Source organism: Mechercharimyces mesophilus, assembly GCF_059818345.1.
The window spans coordinates 69,507-90,657 of record NZ_JCBAPH010000001.1 but is presented as its reverse complement, the minus strand read 5'-3'; the positions used below and the strand labels follow the sequence as shown (position 1 = coordinate 90,657).

Below are 21,151 nucleotides of genomic sequence, written 5' to 3'. Positions count from 1 at the left end.
GGCAGATCATCTATGAGTACCCACCATGAATCACCTTTGTCCAAAGATGCGATCGCCGCAATGAAAAAAATCGTTATCGAGACTGCTCAACGGCAATTAATCGGAAGACGCTTCATTTCACTCTACGGACCACTAGGGGCAGGAATCCAGAGCGTGCCCCACTTTATCTATTCAGAACCCCAACCCGGCCACCTCGACTTAACAGGGGAAGGTGGTGTCCTGGCGGAGCCTTCTTCTAGAACGAATCTAGATATCCCTATCATCTATAAAGATTTTCTTCTGTACTGGCGCGACTTAGAGATGGCAAAAAAATTAGAGACTCCCATTGATCTTAGTGGGGCAGCCGATGCCACCGCCTATGTAGCTTTTCGAGAAGATGATCTAATCTTTAATGGAGATGAACGCCATCATATTAATGGAATCATGAACGTCAAAGGCCGCCACACCCTCATCCGGGAGGATTGGATGAAAGCCGGTCATGCTTTCCAAGATATTGTGGAAGCACGTAGTAAGTTGCTTTCCTCAGGACATGCGGGCCCGTATGCCCTCATATTATCACCTGATCTATACGCTTCTCTCCACCGTGTTCATCCAGGAACCCACGTGTTAGAAATCGAACATGTGCGTGAATTGGTTACCGATGGGGTGTATCAGTCGTCTGCGGTCAAGGGGCGTACCGGTGCCCTGGTAGCAACAGGTTCGCAAAACCTCGACCTGGCTGTGGGACAAGATTTTCAAGCAACCTATGTAGATGGTGAGGACATGAACCATCGTTTTCGTGTCTATGAAACCCTCGTTCCTCGAATCAAACGACCCACTGCCATCTGTACATTAGAAAATCACTCATAAGAGAATCCGAGGCAAGAAGGCAAGTTGTTGTGCCTTCTTGTTTCTTTTTCTTCGCACTTCTCTCCTGCGTTTGCTCCCTTAAACAGCAAGAAAACCTGCTCCCAATCTGCAGGTGTCCAAAAGAAACTAGGCGATTTTCGCTTTCTTTAAAAAATGTAGTTCAGGACAGGCGCCAATGGCGTCCCAACCAATATCTTCTCCGATTTTCAGGATTTCTTCTCGCACGCCCGGAGACTGAAACCCATCGCTCACCTCGTTAAGTCTCTTTAGATACCGAATCATCTCTTCCTGACGCAATCCACGATAAAAATCATTTACTACGTCTTTTACAGCAACATGCCGCGGTTTGATCATCATGGCAATCTCAGCAGTATGCACAATGAAATGCTCACCTGCTTCTGTAAAGAATCCCATCGTATAAACATGATCTTGTGTGCACTCTGCCGAAACAATCACCGCATGAGAAAAAGACTCTCCTGTACGCAGACGGACGCTTTCCGCCTCAATGGCTCCACCTAGCTTCCGACGATGGTTTAAGATGGTGCAAATCTCCATTAGACCGTGAACGGGATTATTCATCATGACCCACCTTATTGATATCAATTCTCATTATCAAGTTACCTTTATTTTATGTGATTCATTTCTGAAAAGCAAGCATAAGAAAAGAGACCAGGTGTCCATCCCGGTCTCATCATGAAGGGTTAAAGATAAAGGAGTTCAGAAGCGTAACGTACGTGGCATCTCCCACACAAGGGAAGAACACCTTCAGCGTTACCATCACGCTATATTTTCATTTTATCATAAAAGATGAAATTTGTCGATAATTGTTGAATATCACTCCGTTTTACGATGGCCACACGCGTCGCCACCAAATCTGTAGCATCGGACCCACCGGCAGTCCCTGTTGATGGTCACGCAGTGCTTGCCGAAATTGGTGACGCAAACTTTTATCGTGAGGATCAGCCATCACAGCCAAACGCAAATGTTCGATTGCTTCTCGTCCACGTCCCAACTTGATCAGTAAACGAGCACACTGACGATGGAAACGAACATCTTCTTCCATATAGCGTAGTGCCAACTCCAGATGCAATGCCGCCTGCTCCGCTCTTTTCGTTTGCGCATATACTTCTGCTAGTAAGGCATGAGAAAGAGCATCACGTGGATTCAGTTCGAGGCTACGAATCAGGCGACATTCTACCTCTTCCACGCCACCTTGCTCCAGCAAACAGCGTGCGTATTCACGGTAAGCAGGTCCATAATCCTGGTATTGCTTTAATAAAGACTTATAAATGGAAAGTGCCTCTTTCTGCATTTTCATTGCTTCTAAAATTTGTGCCTGCAACAGTCTGCCTTCACGGTGAGAAGGTTCTTTTAGCAAAAAAGCTTCAACGGTCTCACGTGCCGCTTCCCACTCTTTCTTTTGAAACTCCAATTTTGCTAGTGCCAAATAAAGGAGCGGATGTGGATTGCTCTTTAATGTTTTTTTCAAACGAGCTCGAACTTTGCGGTAATTCCTATTCGCAGGTAGCTTGTCCACTTGAATTTCAGATTTCGAACTTTCCTGATCCATCTCAAGGCTCGAAACGGTTTCTCTCATATTCTCTACTATCCCCTTTCCCTTCCATCCATGGCTTCCGTACGTTCCTAGTTGTCTTTTGATTTTACCGTACTCGGCAAAGCCTGTCACTGTCTTTTCATTCCTTTTAGGAAGAGAAGTGTTCCTAAGCACCCATAATGTAAGGGATTTTGTGCATAGATCCGATCATAAAAAGGGGCCTTCACGATCCAATTGCTCTCGTAAAAGCCCCTTTTTCTAATTATCGATCCGCGCCTTTTGCATCCGTACTCCCGTCATATAGTCGGTTTCATAGTATTCCAGTTCTTCACGTAAGCGCTCAAACGTTTTGGAAAGCGCAATCGTCAAATCTCGCAAAGCCGGTGCAGGGGTTTGACGAAATGAGATCGCGTCATGACCGGTGTAAGTATACCTTCCATCTTCTTCATAGCTTTCATTTTGTGGATAATAGAAGGTATAGATACAGGAGTGAACCACATCGTAAAGAACTTTATCCGCAAATTCGCGATTAAACTTGGCGCGACGTAAAACAAGGCTGACGCTTTCATACGCCAGTTCACAGGAAACGTTCAGATGACGAAGATCGGACAGAAATTGGCCATAATACTCTTCCAATGACTCTCGATCGTCCCCATCTTCTACTTGAGATAAAAGCTGAGGAATATGCGTGTAATTCAAAAATGGTACCAATTGATCATTGATTTCCTTTAGCGATTGACGCGTCATCTGACACAGCTGTTTGGTTTGCTCAGCTGGCATACTGGTTGAGTCGCCTCCTCAAAGACATTATCAGAATAGAAGGTAAGTATCAGTATAGCATGTTTGAAGCAAATAGCCCACCGTCCAGGCATACCTTTTCAAGTGAAAGAGAAGTGATCGTAATCGTATCAACGCTATCCTTTTTCCCTTATCTAGGATTCTTCAATCCTTTATTTGCTTTCAGCATACACATGACGAAGAGGATGATTCAATCGCAAGCCACTCTGATACAGCCTACGTACCATATGGTTAAATTCCGCTTCATCAACCTTTTCCCATGCATGCGTAAGACGAAAAAGCACTTCATGTTCTGTTTTTTGATCTTGTACTTGTTTCGCTTGTTCCAGAGCTCTTTCATAGTAGGGAATGGCTTCTCGTGGATATCCTTCTCGTATATAAGCATCTCCCTTTGTCACCAGTGCCTTCGTTAACAAGGGCAGATCTTTCAATTTTTGCGCAAGCGACAGCCCTTGCTCAATCATCGGATAAGACTTCTCCCACTGATTTTGTAAGAAGTAGAGAATCCCTAGTTGCAAATAGACATGGATCATTTGGCGAAAATCTTGTACTTGCTCATCTATACTAAGCAAAAATAAATAACTCATCTCTGCTTTTACCCATTTTTCTTCGTCCATATAGTAATCGCCTAAGACTGTCCATAGGTCGAACAATCCTTTGCGATCCCCGCTAACCCGAACTTTTTCTAGTCCGTCAAACGCCACCTTTTCTGCCTTATCTCCATATCCTAATCGCCAATACAACTGCGCTTTAAGGGAGTAACTGCCCGCTTGGACACGCGAATCGGCTAATGACGGAACTTGTCCCCATATTTCTTCTAAAATACTTAAAGATTCTCTATAACATCCAAGGTAATTTAAATAAAGGGCTTTATAGTAAAAAAGTTGAACATATAATTCTTCTTGTTCTTCTGTTGGTTCGAGTGTCTTTAACCCTTCCTCTATAAAAGACAAGGCTTGTTCTATCTGATTCAACTCTTCATATATTTTAGCCAATCCAAGGTATGAAGCGGTTATCACACGGGGTTCCCGATCCTCCCCAAGCCGGATCGCATTTTGGAAAAGGCGCTCTGCTCGCTTTCTCTTATTCTCATTGCGTAGACATTCACCTTTAATATAGTAGTAGGAGGGAGCCATGGGGTGCTGGTCTTCCACTGATAGTTGCTCCAAAATCTCTAACGCTTGTTTCCCTTGGCCTGAGTAACAGTATGAGGAAGCATTAAAGAGATGAAACCTCATTTCTTCAGCGATGCGTTCTTCACTCTTCATCAATTGAGGAAGGTTTTCTACTTCCAGGTTCATTTTCTGCATGAGATATTCCATTTTCTTCTTATGTACATGTGGAACACCTCGTTCAATATTACTAATCGTCGCGGGAGAAATATTTTCATCTGCTAGATCTTCTAACCTTAAATTGCGCTCTTTACGTACTTTGCGAATGATTTCCCCTATTTGAGCCATTTGTAAATGATTCAATCTCCTCGCTCCTTTGAAATGAAATGAGATCCCTATGCCATTATACACAAGGAGAAATATCTTGGGAATCAATGAGCGAAAATATCTGGGTAACTTGTATACTTATACTAGATACCTGTGTAAGCATGAAAGAAATAAAAAACCCCTCACATGATTCTTACCCTAATGATGAGGGGAGCGTTGGTAAAATTCGATTGTATGAGCAATAATCTCATCAATATCATCTTCATTGATTTCCGATACTTCACAACGTACGATCACTTCAGCTTCCAACTCTTCTTTTTTCAATAATTTATAAAGACTAGGGGAAACCGTTAGCACAAGAGTGGACAGCTTCATAGTAGCCACGTTCCATCACCCGCCTCAACAGTGAGAGTGCGATTGTTTGTGGCATTATATGTAGAACCGACTCAATGTGCCTGGACGCCCCACCCAAACCTCTCCTGCAAGATACTCCTTAGGAACCCGATCTTTTGCCCACTAGAAGAGCGTGATCCACCTTAATACAACGATCTTGCACCACTTCAAGCCCGTTTTCCTCCGCATATTGTGCAGCTTGATCATGAGTGATCCCCTGTTGTAACCATAAAACTTTTGCTTTCGCCTTTACAGCATCTTCAGCTACTGGCATCACGTGCTCACTTTTCCTGAAGACATCCACAATATCGATCGGCTCTTCGATCTGGCTTACCGATTGATACGGCTTTTCCCCTAACACTGGCTCGGTCAGCATCGGATTCACTGGAAAGATACGATAACCTGCCTCTTGCAACGCTTTGGCAATCATATAGCTCGTCCGTTCCGGTTTGTCTGAACAGCCTACTACAGCGATATTTTTTGCTTCTTGTAAGATCTGTCTTCTTCTATCGTCACTCGGATTTGCTTTCATATTAACCCACCTTTATGATTACTATATTCCCTTTCCATCCATTATAAGGTTTAAGAGGAATGGGTTCAACAAAGATCAAAAAACCATTCGTGGTCAGCGAAGAATGCAATGGAATAATCCATCGCCTTCGTGAAAAGATATAGGAAGAAAAAAGGAGGGATACACTGTGCAACGAGATCGAGGAGATGAAAGACTACGCCCGGCTCCAAGAGAAGAGCCCGATCCGCATTCGGCCGATGAGGTGGTTTTCCCTGATGGATTTCCCGACCAAGATCTTCCGGGTGCCGATGAAGTAATCTTTGAGTCCATTGCTTTTTTGGATGGTCCCCACGCATAAAAAATCTCTTTAAAAAAGCGACTTTCTCTTGCAAACGATTACATCCCCCTGCATGACAGGGGGATTTTTCATCTCTCCTATTATGCTCTTAGAGGAAGCGATCAAAAAAGGCAAGTACTTTGCGATACACGTTGATTTCATTTTCTTTCTTGGAGAAGCCATGCCCCTCATCTGCTAATACAAGGTAGTCAACGTCTACGCCTCTTTCCCGTAACGCTTCCACCATTTGATCTGATTCTGCCTGCACGACACGAGGATCATTGGCACCCTGAATAATCAGCATCGGCTGGCTGATATTATCCAAATAGGTGATGGGTGAATCCTGCGTCAACTTCTCTTTATCGTTAACGGGATCACCAACCCAATGTTTCACCATGGGCTTCCAAAATTCCGGCACAGACTCAATAAAAGTGAACAGATTGGAGACACCAAAAATATCTACTGTCGCTTTGAAATATTCCGGATGACGCCCCGATAGTAAGAGCGCCATATAGCCCCCATAACTCCCCCCCATTAAGAGGATTTTTTCACGATCCGCATATCCACGCTCGATCATCCATTTTATCCCTTCCAAACAATCGAGACGAGGTCCCTCTCCCCAATCCTTTTCAACCATTTTAGTGAATTTCAATCCATAGCCGGTCGATCCACGGAAGTTTGGTGCAAAAATGCTGTAGCCGTGGTGAACAAGGGCTTGAAAAAGCGCGCGGAACGTTTTGCGTTCAGCCCATTGTGGCCCTCCATGAGGCCAGAAAATCAGATGCCCATTATCATTTTCTTCTCGTGCGCGGAAATACAACCCCTCAATTTCCAGTCCATCATAGGAAGAGTAACGAATGATCTCAGGATCGACCAATTCCGTTTCATCTACACCGGGAATACGATTATGGGTCAACTCTTCCCACACAGCATAGTGACCATCCACTTGGTATTGATAAAGATTAGGCGGTCGTGTCGGTCCATCTCCTAATAGATACAGATTGCCTGACTGCCCCACCTCCAGTTGCAGAATATGATCGACGGGGATATCTAATTGAAGCAAACGATTATGATTCAGATCATATTGATATAGACAATCTTCGACGCCACGCGAACTAATAATATACAACACTTCATGTTGACGGTCATATTTCACTCGTGTTAATTCTTCATGTTCCAGGCAAAGAACCTCTGCAAACTCTTTCGTTTGAATATTAAATTTGGCCAGGTAGGAGTAATCCGACTCAAAGTTGGTGATGAGATATACCTCTTCATCTGAACAATAAACCACATCGGACACCATATGATTCTCACTTGTTTCGGGTGTCAGTCGGAGATCTTCATGCCCCTTCCGCACATACATCTCCTGATAGGTATTGGATATATGCTTTAGGTAAACGAAGCTAGATTCTTCCGGACTTACTGCTTCAATAGAAGTAGCAGATTCCTTCCCCTCGAGCAATAGTTCCTCCTCGCCTGATTGGATGTAATAACAGTAGCTGTTCAAGTACTGTGGATTTTCTTTATTCGACGTATAGTAGAGCCGCTCGCCATCCTCAGAAAGAAAAGCGAAAAAGTGACGCATTCCCTCATTCGTTCGTAAGGGGAGAAGGGACCCTCCCTGCGCACGCATCGCGTATAAAGCCGTGTTCTCATCACCATCTTGATCATAACCCACGATAACAAAGCGACCCTGTTTATCAAAATGGATTGTCTGAAAATCCTGCTGTGTAAAGGTAAGTCGATAGGGACAATGGTTCGGTAGATCCATTCCCCACAAATCATACTTCCCACTTATATTGGTACTAAAGATGATCTGTCCCTCATCGGGACGAATAGCAAAAGTTTTAATCCCGTAGGTTTGAAAAAAATGCTCTACATCCGTTTTCGGAAAAGCTATCATGTTTTCCCTTCCTTTACATCTTATTTAGGACCTTGATCACTTTCTTTACTATTCTCCAATATCATTGATTTACCCTGTTTTATCGAAAGACACACGCTCTGACATTTATCCGATTTCTTCTTTGATTCCTTATCCCAACAAAGCACCGCCACCCAATTTCAGTGAGGTTCCGATCATATTATTCGCCAGGTCTAAAGATAAGAAGGCCACCAGAGCAGCTACTTCTTCCGGCTCGCTTATCCGCCCAGTTGGTAGGGCTTTTGCAGATGCCCTGCGAGCCTCCTCTGTCGTTTGCGCAGCTCGCTCCGCCTTTTGTCCGATGACCGTCTCAGCCATTCCCGCATCAACCAAACCAGGGGCGATCGCATTAACCTGCACACCATGGGGAGCAGCTTCCACTGCAAGACATTGTGTAAATCCTTCAAGAGCAAACTTGGAGGCTACATACGGAGTACCGGTTGCATAACCGCGCTTCCCAGAAAGGGAGGAGAGATTAATGATCTTGCCTTGACCTCTTTTTTTCATCTCCTGATAGACAGCCTGGGTGAACATGACGACCGAAACATAGTTAATCTCCATCACCCGTCTCAACTCTTCTTCATCCACTTCCTCTACCAAACCACTTCCGTACACCCCAGCATTATTAATCAGAATATCGATCGAACCCATCTTCTTTATAGCCGTTCGTAATAGGTGTGTCCGCCCCTCTTCTTGTAAGAGATCGGCTGAGAGCATCATTCTCTCTCCTTGACTTTCTATTTCCTCTAATTGAGAATCCAACACTTTTAGTCGTTCCTCATTGCGACCCGTTACTATCAGGTTAGCCCCCATCGCGGCTAACGCTTTCGCTATTGCCGTTCCAATCCCACCTGTTGCTCCTGTGATCAGTGCGGTTTTTCCTTGTAATGCAGTTGTTGAGAAGGAGTCTGCCATGCTATCCTCTCCTTGGTAATCGTTCCCTATTTAGTGTAACACAAAGAGCTTCCATCCTTCGAGAGGATGGCTATCACACTTCATCAACCCATTGGACAATGCAGAAAAAGCAAATTTATATCAAATTTATATCTAAATTATTAAAATTATAAGAAAAATTATGGAGGGTATATCAAACTCGTTATAGACCATGATTAGTCAAATCGAGTAGAAGGGGGTGACCAACCCCAAACTACGCGCCATATACCGATCGGTATTCGGTGGCTCCATGAAGTCAAACTCTACCCGATGGGAAAGGCCACTTATAGAATTAGAGATAAATCTCAGAATCAATCCGCTTGCTTGCTCCAACGAAAATACCTTCCTGCTAGTCCCGTGAAGAGGCCAAAGATACCTAACAGGACGCCAACAGATAGTCCATTCTCCCAAATCGGAGATTCATTCCATGTTTGTTGCAACAGATCAACCACATAGTACAATGGTAGGAATTTAGCAAACCATTGCAAAAAGGTAGGCATCATCTCTAATGGAAAAGTAGCCCCCGATAAGAAAAGCATCAAGTTAAAGACCACTGAGCTGATTGCCGCTGCCGTCCGGCTGTTCTTTGCCAAGGAGGTGATAAAGATTGCGAAAGGAAAAATCGCTAAGAGGGATAGGAGCAGTGCTCCAAGTGTACTCCCTGGATACTTAGGTAGAGGAAGCTCTAGAAAGACCATGCCGTAAGTCATGAGAATCAGAGCGCTGATCAAAAATACAACCGCTCCTTGTACCATATTCGCTCCCAAGATAACAAAAGGGCGCAGTGGAGTCGCTTTGAGACGGCGTAAGATCTCTTTATCACGATTTTCTGTTAACACCGTTCCAATCCCAAACAGCGCGACTGTTAATAAATTGATCCCGATCCAAGCCGGTATATAGACTAAAGCAAACTCTTGCTGACCCATCTGTTCTCCAAATAAATTATCAAATAGCCAAATAAGGAGCACCGGAAACAGAAAAGTCCAAAATACGGCCATCTTTTCTCGAAAGAAAAGCTTTACTTCCATCGTCGCTAACTTGGTAAATGCGGTCATGATACTTCCTCCTCTCTCTCTTCTTTGGGTATATGAACAAACAGATCATCCAATGTGGCCACTTCAAAACGCAGACCCTCGATTTTCCACCCTTTCTCCGCTGCTGTTTGTAAAAGGTGAAGAGCCGTATGTTGTAGGTCCGTACTATGTAGTCGGAATTGATCTTCATCCCTTTCTACTTTTTCTGCAGATGGCAAGGCGCGGAGCACTTCCTCATCTACTTCTTGCGATGTAAAGGTGAGTACTTGAGTATGGGTCAACTGTTTCGTCAGCTCTTTGGGTGTGCCCAATGCGACTACTTTCCCCTTATGAAACATGGCAACACGGTCACATAAGTGCTCGGCCTCTTCCATATAGTGCGTGGTCAAAACAATGGTTTTCCCTCCTTCTTTCAATCCCAAAATCAAATCCCATAAATCGCGTCTTGCCTTCGGGTCCAAGCCGGTACTCGGCTCATCCAAAAACACAATCTCCGGGTCATGTATGATGGCTAGTGCTAAAGTTAATCGCTGTTTCCAGCCGCCGGACAGGCTTTCGAATGTCGCCCCCAATTTCTCTTTTAATCCCAAGACCTCAATGATTTGATCCACATCTGCCTGATTTTTATAAAAAGAGCCGAACAAATTCAACGCTTCCGCTACCTTCATCCGATCTTGTATCGAGGTAGATTGAAACTGGATACCAATTCGCTCACGTAGGCGATAAGGCTCTTTATCCGGGTCCATACCCAATATTTGAACCTCCCCACGATCTCGTTTCCGTAATCCCTCTAGAATCTCGACGGTGGTGGTCTTCCCCGCTCCATTGGGTCCCAGAATGCCAAAGATCTCCCCCTTCTTCACTTCAAAGCTGACATCATGAACCGCAATATTTTCTTTATACTGCTTATATAGGTTTGCTACGGATATAACGGTCGTCATGTTATCCACCTCTTTCGTTTCTGTTATTATTCATTTTTCTGTACTCTTACTTTTATTCGCTTGATTGTTGCCTCTTGTCAATGATATCACAATATTAAAAAGCGGTTCAGGAAAGTAGCCAGCATGGGGTGTCTGGTTCTCTCGCAGCCTGGATGATGGGCCAGGGAATTCTTCTGCGTGACGGTTGCACGGGAACGTTGCAAGGTCACTCCGAAGGACAACCCTGCGCCCTCTTCCATCATTAAAGAGGACGAGCTTCCACCCTTCTTTCACCAGAAAGATTGTGATCTCACCTCATGAAATCTAATTCCACAAGAGAGACTCTCATATAAAGGTATATATGGTTAAGCAGATAAAAATGGATGTCCCTGCTTTTGAAAGAGGGACATCCATATACATTCTACACGGTTGAAGGAGCCTTGTTGTTTAAAACAGCTGTTAAGCGTTCCAGTGCCTCAACAATCTGTTCCTCCGTTACAATTAGAGGCGGCAGGATGCGGAGGACATTGGGGCCGGCTGGTAGGATGAGCAATCCTGCTTCTTCACACTCTTCGATCACAAGCTTTGCCTCTTCATTCAGCTCAATGCCGATCATCAGCCCCAACCCACGAATATCTTTAACCACTGGATGAGAGGATAGTTTTTCTTCGAGTAATGCTCTAAATTTCTCTCCAGTCTCACGCACATGAGGGAGGAAGGATTCCTCTAGCATTTCCTTCAGGACGGCGTTGGCCACTGACATTGCTAGGGGGTTGCCACCAAAGGTGGTTCCATGACTTCCTGGGCCAAAGTAAGGTGCCAATTCAGATTTGGCCAACATTGCTCCCAGTGGCATCCCGTTGCCTAACCCTTTCGCCAATGTAAGAACATCGGGGGTAATCCCATATTGTTCACTAGCAAAGAGGGTTCCTGTTCGCCCTATACCCGTCTGAATTTCATCAACGATTAACCAGATGCCACGCTCTCGACAAAAGGATGATAGCTCATGAACAAATGAGGGCTCCTGCGGACGTACGCCCCCTTCTCCTTGTACGAGCTCTAACATCACGGCTGCAGTCTCTTCATGGGTGACCGCTCGAATCGCTTCCATCTGCTGTTCAACCGTGACAAACCCTTCTACTAGCGGTGCAAACCCTGTCTTCACTTTATCTTGTCCCGTTGCAGACAAGGTGGCCATCGTGCGCCCATGAAAAGACTGCTTGAGAGAGATGATCTCTGGACGTTTGATGCCTCGTTTCTCTCTCGCTGCTTTGCGCACCAATTTAATGGCTGCCTCATTCGCCTCCGCACCTGAGTTACAGAAGAAGGCAGCCCCTAAGCCACTCGCCTGAGTAAGTTGCTGAGCAACCTCCTCTTGCAGTCGAATGGGAAACAGATTGGACAGATGCCATAAGGTATCCACTTGTTCATGCAGTGCCGCGCTCACTCGCGGATGAACGTGCCCCAGGTTGGTTACACCGATCCCTGATGTAAAATCAAGGTACTTCTTCCCTTCTGCATCCCATAGATAGGCACCCTCTCCCTGCACGGGAGTCACATTACGCTTTACATATGTCGGAAATGTGTGCACGCTAAATGCCCTCCTTTCGCACTAGCCGTGTCCCTGTTAATCCTTTTTCACGAGTAAAGGAAACCTCCGATTGCCCGCCACAAATCATGACTTCTTGCACAGAGCCAGCCAATGAGGATAGACCCGCCCGTACCTTAGGAATCATTCCCCCGGAAATATCACCTGACGCAATCATCTCTTCTACTTCGGTCGGAGTCATTTCGGGAACTACTTCCTTCTTCTCTCCCTGTGTACGTAAGATGCCAGGGACATCGGTAACCAGCACCAGTTTTTCTGCCTCCATAGCGTGCGCGATCGCTCCAGCAGCCGTGTCTGCATTCACATTGTAATGCTGGCCCTGATGATCCACTCCCATTGAGGCTACGACAGGAATCCATTTCTCCGCAATCAAATGCCTCAATACAGAAGTGTTCACTTCTTCCACTTGGCCCACGTAGCCCAGTGCTTCATCTTGTTGTGTGACTCGAATCAGGCGACGATCCACCCCACTAATCCCCATGGCTTCCGCACCCGCTTGCTCCAATTGCGTCACTAAGCGTTTATTCACTTTTCCGGCAAGTGCCATTTCAACCGCATCCAGCGTCTCCTCAGTCGTCACGCGCAAGCCATCAGCAAAGCGAGGAGTTAACTGCATCTGCTCCATCAAACGGCTAATCCATGGACCGCCACCGTGGACCAAGATTGGATGAAGTTCGGCTTCCATCATTTGTACACAAGCACGATAAAAAGTTGGATGAAGGACATCCAACACACTTCCGCCTACTTTAATCACAATATGCTCTCTCTTATCCATGACTTCCTCCCATTACAAGCTCCACCCTATCCAATTCCTTTCTACTCTACTTATCCACTCGAAGAGCAAGCTTCCATACACATTGACAACTCACATCTGAATGGTTTTCTAGAGAATATTGAAATCAAAGGAGAACAGGGTATAGGAAGCAAGCAGGCGAAGGCAACTTCTCCCCTGCCGCTCCCTATTTCCTTGTTCCTCTCTCTTTCTACGTACGATAACAGGCGTTGATCTTGACGTATTCATAAGTCAGATCACAACCCCATGCAACAGCTTGCTCTTCGCCTTGATTTAAATTGACCGTGAGGACTACTTTGTCTTCCAGTAGCGCCTCGTTCGCAGCTTCTTCGTCAAAAGAAATGGGCAATCCTTTTTGCACAACGGCAACCGGACCGATAGATGCATCCACACTGTCGGGATGGACCGAGGGGTCACCATAGCCAACCGCACAAACGATGCGTCCCCAGTTGGCATCTTGACCAAATACAGCAGACTTCACCAAGTTTGAGCCTACGATCGCTTTGGCCGCTTTTCTAGCCCCCTCCACACTACTAGCTCCTAAAACACGCGCTTCAATCAAACGGGTGGCACCTTCCCCGTCCCGTGCAATGTCCATCGCTAAGGAACGAGCAACATGCAAGAATCCCTCACGAAAGGCTTGCCAATCCGTGTGGTCTTCCGTCAATTGCTCGTGCTCCACTTGACCGCTTGCCATCGCCAAAACCATATCATTCGTACTGGTATCTCCATCGACTGTGATCATGTTAAAGGATTCTTCCGTAGTCCCTCTTAACAATTGATGCAACGATGCTGACGAAATATTCGCATCTGTTGTTATGAAACCGAGCATGGTAGCCATATTCGGATGGATCATGCCCGAACCTTTCGCCGCTCCGGCGATGGTCACTGTCTTCCCATTCACTTGGACCGTAACCGCTTCCTGTTTGGTCTTCGTATCCGTGGTAAGAATGGAACGAGCGAAATCCGTATGCTTAACCATTCCTCTACCTAACTGTGGGGCTAGCTGTGTTAACCCTGAGGTGATCTTCTCCATCGGTAGCAAGGTACCAATCAGGCCCGTAGAGACGACGGCCACATGATGCTCAGGCAGGCCCAATAAATCGGCACCTACTTTTCTCATCTCATAAGCATCGCGAAGTCCTTCTTCTCCTGTACAAGAATTGGCAATACCGCTGTTGACGAGAATCGCCTGCAACTTTCCCTCTTCCGCTAAGCTCGCCTGTGTCACCTTTAACGGTGCCGCTTGAAACGCATTGGTCGTATAGACTGCTGCTGCAGCTGCTGGAGTGTCGCAATAAAGCATCCCCAAGTCTGGGTGCTTGCGTCGAATTCCACAATGCAATCCCGCACTAAAAAATCCTTTGGGGGCTGTTACATCCGGCTTAGAAACAACCGTAAAATTTGTCTCACATTCCAGGCTGGTCTCAAGCAGCTCTGTTTGACCCATTTGAAAAAATCCTCTCCTTCATCATTATCACACGTTTTTTTGGTTTCTTTTTTCCATCTAACTAAAGCATTTGGTTTTCTCTTACGGATACATCGGTATTCCTTGAAGCCCTGACGTCTGAGGCCACTCAAAGCGAAGGTTCGCATTCTGGATCGCCTGTCCAGCTGCCCCTTTGACCAAGTTATCGATAACAGAGACAACTTTTAAGCTTCCGGTACGATCATCTTTGGTATAGGAAATATCACAATAATTGCTTCCTTGCACTCCCTTGGTCTGAGGCCAGCGCCCTTCCGGTAGGATACGGATAAAAGGTTGACCTTCGTATACCTCTTCATATGCCGCTTGAATGGCATCTATACCGACATCCGCTGGCAATTTCGCTACTGTCGTCACCAATAAACCACGGTTCATCGGAACCAGATGCGGAGTAAAGCTGACCTTCATCGATTTTTGTGCCCATTCACTAGCAAACCGTTCAATTTCAGGGATATGTTGATGCCCTTCTACTTTATAGGCCCGTAAGTTTTCGCTAACCTCACAAAATAGTTTGGCTTGCTGTGTCGAACGTCCAGCTCCGGTCACACCCGATTTCCCATCGATCACCAGAGAGTCCGGGTCCACTAGATTGGCTCGAAGCAAAGGCAACAGACCCAAAAGAGTAGCTGTTGGATAACAACCTGGATTGGCGATCAGAGAGGCTTTTTTAATCTCCTCCGGATACCACTCACTCAACCCATATACGGCTTTATCTAACCAGCTCTCTGGCGCTGGCTCTTTCCCGTACCATTCGCGATAATCTTCGCTGTTTAAGCGAAAGTCTCCCGACAAGTCGATACATACCTTGCCTTGCTCTGCTAAACGAGGTGCCCATTCTCGACTCACCCCAGCCGGAGTAGCGAAGAACACGATGTCACCCGCATTTGCAATCGCTTCCATATTCATCTCTGCCAAAGTCCATTCGATATGGGAGAGATGGGGATAGAGGGAACTGTAGGACTGACCCGCTTGCGAAAATGAAAAGAGACCGCCGATTTCTAGATGTGGATGGCCGTCCAACAAGCGAACCAGTTCCACGCCTCCATAGCCTGTGGCCCCGATTACGACGGCCTTCATGATAACCACTCCTCGATCGTTCCTATCTTCCTGCTCACTTGCAAATGACTTCGAATAATGGGAATGCCTCCTCAAATTCGATTTGCTCCCTATTTCAGATAAGTAAAGGTATTGTCCATTCCTTAACATGAAGGAAGCGCACCTTCTTCATCCTTTACCCACTTCTTATGGATGACAAACATCCCCTAGAGCAAAAAATTCCTCTGTCCCACTCCGGTATATCGTGACAACAGCCCGCTTACACAACGAATTGAGAAGTCTTTACTGAAAAGGTCATCTACCCAAGAATCCATCATCCATGTCTTTTCTCTTGAAAATAATGTTGAAACCAGCTATCCCTCTCAGTAGACAATTGATGATAGGAGAAGTGAAGAGTATATTTATGCCCATGGTACTCTACCCTCACATCCCAAGCATCCGACTTCTCAATCTTCCCTAACACTTTTCCGTCAGATGTGTATTTCAACTGGTGTTGGAGTGCTTTCAGCTCTGCATCGACGGAAGACAACGCTTGCTCGTAAATCCAGTGAATCGATGGATACAGATGAAGGTTGGACTCTTTTATCTGCGAAAGATCTCCACGAATAGACGATCGAACACTCTCCAGTTGCACCAATTTCTTAACACCGTCATAGAACTGACTGTAGCTTTGCGGGACCACACACTCACCTCCATCACCTGTCCAGCTAGCTTATCTTTATCTACGGGACCGTGCTTTTTCCACTAACCATTCTTTCTTCTCTTGCAAGCGCTCCTTGCTCTCATCGATCTGAACACTCACTTGAGACCTGGCCGTCCCTCCCCATTGATTCCGGGCATCAACCATACGTTCCAATTCCACTGCCCTATACAGATCCGAAGTAAACAATGCCGAGAATCTTTTCAACTCTTCTAACGTACACATTTCAATCGTTTTATTTTCTTCTAAGCAATAACGTACCAGTTTGCCCACCACTTCATGGGATTGGCGAAAGGGAAGGCCCTTCCCGACCAAATAATCCGCTACATCTGTTGCATTCAAAAATCCGCTGTTCGCATTCCGCTTCATACTCTCTTTGTTCACCTGCATCGATGCCAATACAGCTGCCATCAAGGACAGGGAATCCTTCAAGGTCTCTACGGTATCAAACACACCTTCTTTATCTTCCTGTAGATCTTTGTTATAGGTGAGCGGAAGGGCTTTGAGGGTCATCATAAGCCCCATTAAACTCCCGACGACACGCCCCGTTTTCCCTCGAACCAACTCAGGGATATCAGGGTTCTTCTTTTGTGGCATCATACTGCTTCCTGTACAGAAGGCATCATCAAGCATAACGTAGGCAAATTCCTCACTCGACCACAAGATGAGTTCTTCTGCGAGGCGAGAAAGGTGGAGCATGATTAAGGAAGCGTGCGCCAAGAATTCCACCACATAATCCCGGTCACTAACGGCATCGAGGCTATTCCCATACGAGTTCTCGAATCCAAGCCGGTCAGCCACCCACTTGCGATCGATGGGAAAGGTCGTGCCCGCCAGAGCCCCCGCTCCTAGTGGACATGAGTTAATCCGTTTGTAACCATCTATTAGGCGCTCCATATCCCGCTCTAGCATGGCCACATAGGCCATCCAATGATGGGCAAGTCGAATCGGTTGCGCACGTTGCAGATGAGTATAGCCTGGTAAAATCGTGTCCATATGTTGATCAGCCAGCTGCAGAAGAACCTCTTGCAGCTTCACCAATCCATCTAAGATGCGCTCACTCTCTTTCCTTAGATACAGGTGAAGGTCTAAGGCTACTTGATCGTTGCGGCTACGGGCTGTATGCAGCTTACCGGCCAACGGACCAATTTCACTGGCTAACAGCTTCTCCACATTCATATGGATATCTTCAAACTCAATGGAGAACTCTGTCTCCCCTTGCCTGATCTTTTCTCTTACAGACAAGAGTCCCTGTGTCATTCGTTCCACTTCTTCTACAGTTAAAACCTTACACTCCCCCAACATCTCCACATGAGCGATACTTCCCAAGATATCTTCTTCCACTAACACATGGTCAAATGGAATAGAAGCGGTGAATTGCTCTACCTGCTGATGGGTTGACTTGCTAAAACGACCACCCCACGGTTTCATCTTACTCCTCCTTTCCATTATGAACCTCGGCATAAGTCTTCACCGGATAGCCCCACAACTGAATAAAGCCCACGGCTGCCTCGTGATCAAACGCATCATCTCTGGTGTAAGTGGCAAGCGCTTCATTGTACAAGGAATAGGGCGATTCCCTCCCAATGACAGTCGCATGCCCTTTAAACAGACGTACTTTTACATTGCCTGTCACGTGTTTCTGTGTTTCGTCCATAAACCGATCGAGTGCCTCTCTCAGCGGAGAAAACCAATAGCCATCATAAACCAATTGCGCCCACTTTTGTTCGGCGATCGGTTTAAAGTGATGAATGTCTTTGGACAACACCAGTGACTCCAGTTCACGATGAGCGGTGATTAAGGTAACCGCGGCAGGGCATTCATACACTTCCCGCGACTTAATCCCCACCAAGCGGTTTTCCACATGATCAATTCGTCCGATACCATGCGCGCCAGCTAACTGATTTAACTGATGAAGGAGTTCTTGAAAGGGAAGTTTCTCCCCATTAAGATGCGTCGGAATTCCGTGCCAGAAAGAGATTTCCACTTCTTGAGATTGATCAGGGGTTTTCTCTAAGGGAGATGTCCATTCGTATGCACCCGCTGGTGGTTCGTTCCATGGGTTCTCCAACTCGCCACACTCACAACTTCTCCCCCACAAATTTTCATCAATGCTATACGGGTTATCCAAATCAACCGGGATGGAAATACCATGCTTTTGCGCGTATTCAATTTCTTCTTCTCTTGACATCTTCCAATCACGAACTGGAGCAACCACTTGTAAATCTGGGTGGAGACCGTGAGTGGATACCTCAAACCGTACTTGGTCATTCCCTTTTCCTGTACAGCCATGCGCGACTGCCACTGCCCCCACTTCCCGTGCGACTCTCACCAATTCTTCGGAAATAAGTGGGCGAGATAGAGCCGACACGAGAGGATATTTCCCCTCATACATCGCATTCGCTTTTAAGGCAGAAGTTAGATACGCCTCAGCAAATCGCTCTTTCGCATCAACTACGATCGACTCAACCGCTCCAATCTTAAGTGCCTTCTCTTGAATGTGCTGTACATTCTTCCCCTCGCCAACATCTAAAGCAACTGTCACCACATCGTAACCATATTCTTCACTCAACCACCGAATAGCCACCGATGTATCCAATCCTCCAGAATACGCAAGAACAATTTTTTCTTTCCCCATTTTATTCCCCTCCAAATTAAGATCTATCTTCTAAGGACGCCTTCTCTGCTAAAGCGCTCCTTATGACAACAGCGCAGTTAGAATGGCTTTTTGCGCGTGCAGACGATTTTCTGCCTGTTTCCATACGGCAGATTGCGGACCATCCATCACTTCTGCCGTCACCTCATATCCCCGGTAAGCAGGTAAGCAATGTAAAAAGATCGCATCCGCTTTGGCTCGATTCATCAAAGCTTGATTCACCTGATAGTCCGCAAAGATTTGTTTGCGTTCCTCTTTCTTGCCCGATTCCCCCATACTCAACCATGTATCTGTATAGATGGCATCCACATCCGTTACTGCCTCTTTGGGATCGCTACAGAAAGTGAGTCTTCCCCCTGCCTCCGCTACCATCTTTGTCGCTTCTGTCCAAATGTTTTCGTCTGCTTCATATCCTGCAGGTGTAGATACCGTTAACTGCATGCCGGTAGCCGCAGCACCGTACATCAATGAATGTAAGACATTGTTGCCATCACCAAGGTACGCAACATGCACATTACGTAAATCCCCTTTCATCTCCTTAAGCGTCAGTAAATCCGCCATGGCTTGACACGGATGATACAGGTCCGTCAATCCATTGATCACAGGAATACTCGCATGCTGGGAAAATCTTTCTAACCACTGGTGTGATGTTGTACGAACCAGAATCCCATCCGCGTATTGCGATAACACACGCGCGGTATCTTCGATCGTCTCCCCACGTCCCAATTGAATCTCATTGCGCTGAAGTGAGAGTGAATACCCTCCCAGTTGAGCCATCCCCACTTCAAAAGAAGCACGAGTCCGCGTCGAAGGAAGGTCAAAGATCATCGCCAACGTCTTCCCCCGTAGAGGCACTTCCATCTGCCCTTGCTTCTGCTTCCATTTAAGCTCTTGGGCTAACACGAGCAATGCATGAATTTCTTCTCCTTGAAAGTCGTTCAAGGTTAAGAAGTCTTTTTTTACTAACCCCGATAATTCTTCTGATATAAGCGAAACCATCCCAATCCCTCCTCGATATTCCCCTATCTTATATTTATACAACAAAACGCATACATCTAGAATCATAATTGCAGATGACTCACTTCAAAAACCTCAGATATACCTCTCGCAAAACGATAAAAACCCTATTATATAGGCTTATTTTCTAGTTTATTTTGTCCGATCCCTAGCGAGGCGAAGAAAGTGCTTTTCGTTTTATTACGGATTATTATACATAGATGATTGTTTTTATGCAATAGATCCAGTCAAATTCAATATTTCGTCTGTTTCTCCCCGCTCTTCTCACCCGCTGCATTCAATATTTCCTCCTCTGGCGTTATCGTATATACTGGGTGTTAAGAACGGGTTACTCGCGAAAGGAGCCTTCGATATATGCAGAAACCTAAGCGTTTTTTATTCATCCTTTTGCTAATTATTCCTCTAATGTTGAGTGGGTGCATGGATGCTGATACGCATGTAACCATTCATAAAGATGGGTCCGGAGTGTATGAATTTAAGGTGCTTTTAACACAATCCGCACTGAGTGGCTATATGGACGACACATTTGCCGGTATCAAACAAGCTTTTGTCGAAGAAGGATACGATGTTACTCCACTTGCAGAGAATGAGAAAAAAGGTTTTTTGGCCACCAAAAAAGTGGACAACATCGCCAATGAACCTCCGTTTGAAGATTTCGAAAAATTTAAAGAGGAACTATCTGTCTATCTTGATTCGGAAACAATAGATCCATTGCTAGCTTCAACTCATTCTACCTTGCCGATGACTTCCTCTTCTTCAACAGTTGCGCCATTTCTCCTGCAAAACGATTATCAACTGGAACAAGGATTTTTATATTATACCCTTCGTGTAAATACAGAAGCTGATCTTACCGAGGTTGGAAAAGGGGATGTCTTATCTGGATTCCTCATGGAGCAAATAAACCTTCGCGTCTTGTTTACACTCCCCATCGAACCCCAGGAACATAATGCGGATGAAGTGATAGACGAAGGAAAAACGCTGATTTGGAATGTCGAACCGGGAGAGAAAAACCCCATTGAACTTTCCCTTCGTGTTCCTAACCTTCCTGTTTTAATCGCCTTAGGTGCAGGAGGCCTCCTGCTCATGATCGGGATAGTCACACTCATTATTTTCTTAACCATGCGTAAGAAAGCAAGCTAAGTTT

At 45.7% G+C, this 21,151-nt stretch carries 21 protein-coding genes; 3 read left to right on the top strand and 18 right to left on the bottom strand.

Translation table 11 applies throughout. From position 1 onward, the window contains the following. Window positions 1–12 precede the first annotated feature (12 nt). Window positions 13–849: a family 1 encapsulin nanocompartment shell protein gene (locus AC6RGY_RS00540; RefSeq protein WP_499858820.1), complete on the top strand. Its 837-nt coding sequence runs from the start codon at window positions 13–15 to the stop codon at window positions 847–849. Between the two features lie 126 nt (window positions 850–975). Here the strand turns inward: AC6RGY_RS00540 and AC6RGY_RS00535 are convergent, their stop codons facing one another. The 6 genes from AC6RGY_RS00535 to AC6RGY_RS00510 all read right to left on the bottom strand — a co-directional run bounded on the left by AC6RGY_RS00535 (window position 976) and on the right by AC6RGY_RS00510 (window position 5,566). Beyond that, complete coding sequence (locus AC6RGY_RS00535; protein ID WP_499858819.1) at window positions 976–1,428, bottom strand: hypothetical protein; 453 nt, start codon at window positions 1,426–1,428, stop codon at window positions 976–978. 265 nt (window positions 1,429–1,693) lie between these two features. After that, on the bottom strand, window positions 1,694–2,446 hold the full coding sequence (locus AC6RGY_RS00530; protein ID WP_499858817.1) for a tetratricopeptide repeat protein: 753 nt from the start codon (window positions 2,444–2,446) through the stop codon (window positions 1,694–1,696). Window positions 2,447–2,662: 216 nt separating this feature from the next. Next, the gene (locus AC6RGY_RS00525) at window positions 2,663–3,184 is read right to left on the bottom strand and encodes a DUF3907 family protein (RefSeq protein WP_499858816.1); all 522 of its coding nucleotides are present in this window, start codon (window positions 3,182–3,184) and stop codon (window positions 2,663–2,665) included. Between the two features lie 170 nt (window positions 3,185–3,354). After that, window positions 3,355–4,677, bottom strand: coding sequence for a helix-turn-helix domain-containing protein (locus AC6RGY_RS00520; RefSeq protein WP_499858813.1), 1,323 nt, complete (start codon window positions 4,675–4,677; stop codon window positions 3,355–3,357). A 162-nt stretch (window positions 4,678–4,839) separates the two neighbouring features. Beyond that, window positions 4,840–5,025 (bottom strand): hypothetical protein, encoded by a 186-nt coding sequence (locus tag AC6RGY_RS00515; RefSeq protein WP_499858811.1) that lies wholly within the window; start codon window positions 5,023–5,025, stop codon window positions 4,840–4,842. A gap of 109 nt (window positions 5,026–5,134) precedes the next feature. Then, window positions 5,135–5,566: a CoA-binding protein gene (locus tag AC6RGY_RS00510; protein WP_499858808.1), complete on the bottom strand. Its 432-nt coding sequence runs from the start codon at window positions 5,564–5,566 to the stop codon at window positions 5,135–5,137. Between the two features lie 166 nt (window positions 5,567–5,732). Here AC6RGY_RS00510 and AC6RGY_RS00505 point away from each other — a divergent pair, with 166 nt between their 5' ends. Continuing rightward, on the top strand, window positions 5,733–5,903 hold the full coding sequence (locus AC6RGY_RS00505; RefSeq protein ID WP_499858806.1) for a hypothetical protein: 171 nt from the start codon (window positions 5,733–5,735) through the stop codon (window positions 5,901–5,903). An 88-nt stretch (window positions 5,904–5,991) separates the two neighbouring features. On the opposite strand, the gene AC6RGY_RS00500 is transcribed toward AC6RGY_RS00505, so the two are convergent. The 12 genes from AC6RGY_RS00500 to argF all read right to left on the bottom strand — a co-directional run bounded on the left by AC6RGY_RS00500 (window position 5,992) and on the right by argF (window position 19,989). After that, on the bottom strand, window positions 5,992–7,785 hold the full coding sequence (locus tag AC6RGY_RS00500) for a S9 family peptidase (RefSeq protein WP_499858805.1): 1,794 nt from the start codon (window positions 7,783–7,785) through the stop codon (window positions 5,992–5,994). 129 nt (window positions 7,786–7,914) lie between these two features. Then, window positions 7,915–8,718: an SDR family NAD(P)-dependent oxidoreductase gene (locus AC6RGY_RS00495; protein WP_499858803.1), complete on the bottom strand. Its 804-nt coding sequence runs from the start codon at window positions 8,716–8,718 to the stop codon at window positions 7,915–7,917. Between the two features lie 329 nt (window positions 8,719–9,047). Next, window positions 9,048–9,791 (bottom strand): ABC transporter permease, encoded by a 744-nt coding sequence (locus tag AC6RGY_RS00490; RefSeq protein WP_499858800.1) that lies wholly within the window; start codon window positions 9,789–9,791, stop codon window positions 9,048–9,050. Then, window positions 9,788–10,711: an ABC transporter ATP-binding protein gene (locus AC6RGY_RS00485; RefSeq protein ID WP_499858799.1), complete on the bottom strand. Its 924-nt coding sequence runs from the start codon at window positions 10,709–10,711 to the stop codon at window positions 9,788–9,790. Before AC6RGY_RS00485 ends, AC6RGY_RS00490 begins: the two co-directional genes overlap by 4 nt. Before the next feature lie 400 nt (window positions 10,712–11,111). Continuing rightward, window positions 11,112–12,281, bottom strand: a complete 1,170-nt coding sequence (gene argD, locus AC6RGY_RS00480) for an acetylornithine transaminase (RefSeq protein ID WP_499858798.1) — start codon at window positions 12,279–12,281, stop codon at window positions 11,112–11,114. Between the two features lies 1 nt (window position 12,282). Then, window positions 12,283–13,074, bottom strand: a complete 792-nt coding sequence (gene argB / locus AC6RGY_RS00475; protein WP_499858794.1) for an acetylglutamate kinase — start codon at window positions 13,072–13,074, stop codon at window positions 12,283–12,285. Between the two features lie 208 nt (window positions 13,075–13,282). Further along, the gene (gene argJ, locus AC6RGY_RS00470) at window positions 13,283–14,542 is read right to left on the bottom strand and encodes a bifunctional ornithine acetyltransferase/N-acetylglutamate synthase (protein ID WP_499858793.1); all 1,260 of its coding nucleotides are present in this window, start codon (window positions 14,540–14,542) and stop codon (window positions 13,283–13,285) included. 81 nt (window positions 14,543–14,623) lie between these two features. Then, window positions 14,624–15,655 carry an N-acetyl-gamma-glutamyl-phosphate reductase gene (gene argC, locus AC6RGY_RS00465; RefSeq protein WP_499858792.1) on the bottom strand — a complete coding sequence of 344 codons (1,032 nt, stop codon included), beginning with the start codon at window positions 15,653–15,655 and terminating at the stop codon, window positions 14,624–14,626. A gap of 292 nt (window positions 15,656–15,947) precedes the next feature. After that, window positions 15,948–16,316, bottom strand: a complete 369-nt coding sequence (locus tag AC6RGY_RS00460; RefSeq protein ID WP_499858790.1) for a YhjD family protein — start codon at window positions 16,314–16,316, stop codon at window positions 15,948–15,950. A 36-nt stretch (window positions 16,317–16,352) separates the two neighbouring features. Further along, window positions 16,353–17,765 (bottom strand): argininosuccinate lyase, encoded by a 1,413-nt coding sequence (gene argH / locus AC6RGY_RS00455; protein WP_499858787.1) that lies wholly within the window; start codon window positions 17,763–17,765, stop codon window positions 16,353–16,355. 1 nt (window position 17,766) lies between these two features. Continuing rightward, a complete protein-coding gene (locus tag AC6RGY_RS00450) occupies window positions 17,767–18,972 on the bottom strand; it encodes an argininosuccinate synthase (RefSeq protein ID WP_499858783.1) in 1,206 nt (401 codons plus the stop codon). A 60-nt stretch (window positions 18,973–19,032) separates the two neighbouring features. Then, window positions 19,033–19,989: an ornithine carbamoyltransferase gene (gene argF / locus AC6RGY_RS00445; protein ID WP_499858780.1), complete on the bottom strand. Its 957-nt coding sequence runs from the start codon at window positions 19,987–19,989 to the stop codon at window positions 19,033–19,035. 372 nt (window positions 19,990–20,361) lie between these two features. Here argF and AC6RGY_RS00440 point away from each other — a divergent pair, with 372 nt between their 5' ends. After that, complete coding sequence (locus AC6RGY_RS00440) at window positions 20,362–21,147, top strand: hypothetical protein (protein ID WP_499858778.1); 786 nt, start codon at window positions 20,362–20,364, stop codon at window positions 21,145–21,147. Window positions 21,148–21,151: the final 4 nt, after the last annotated feature.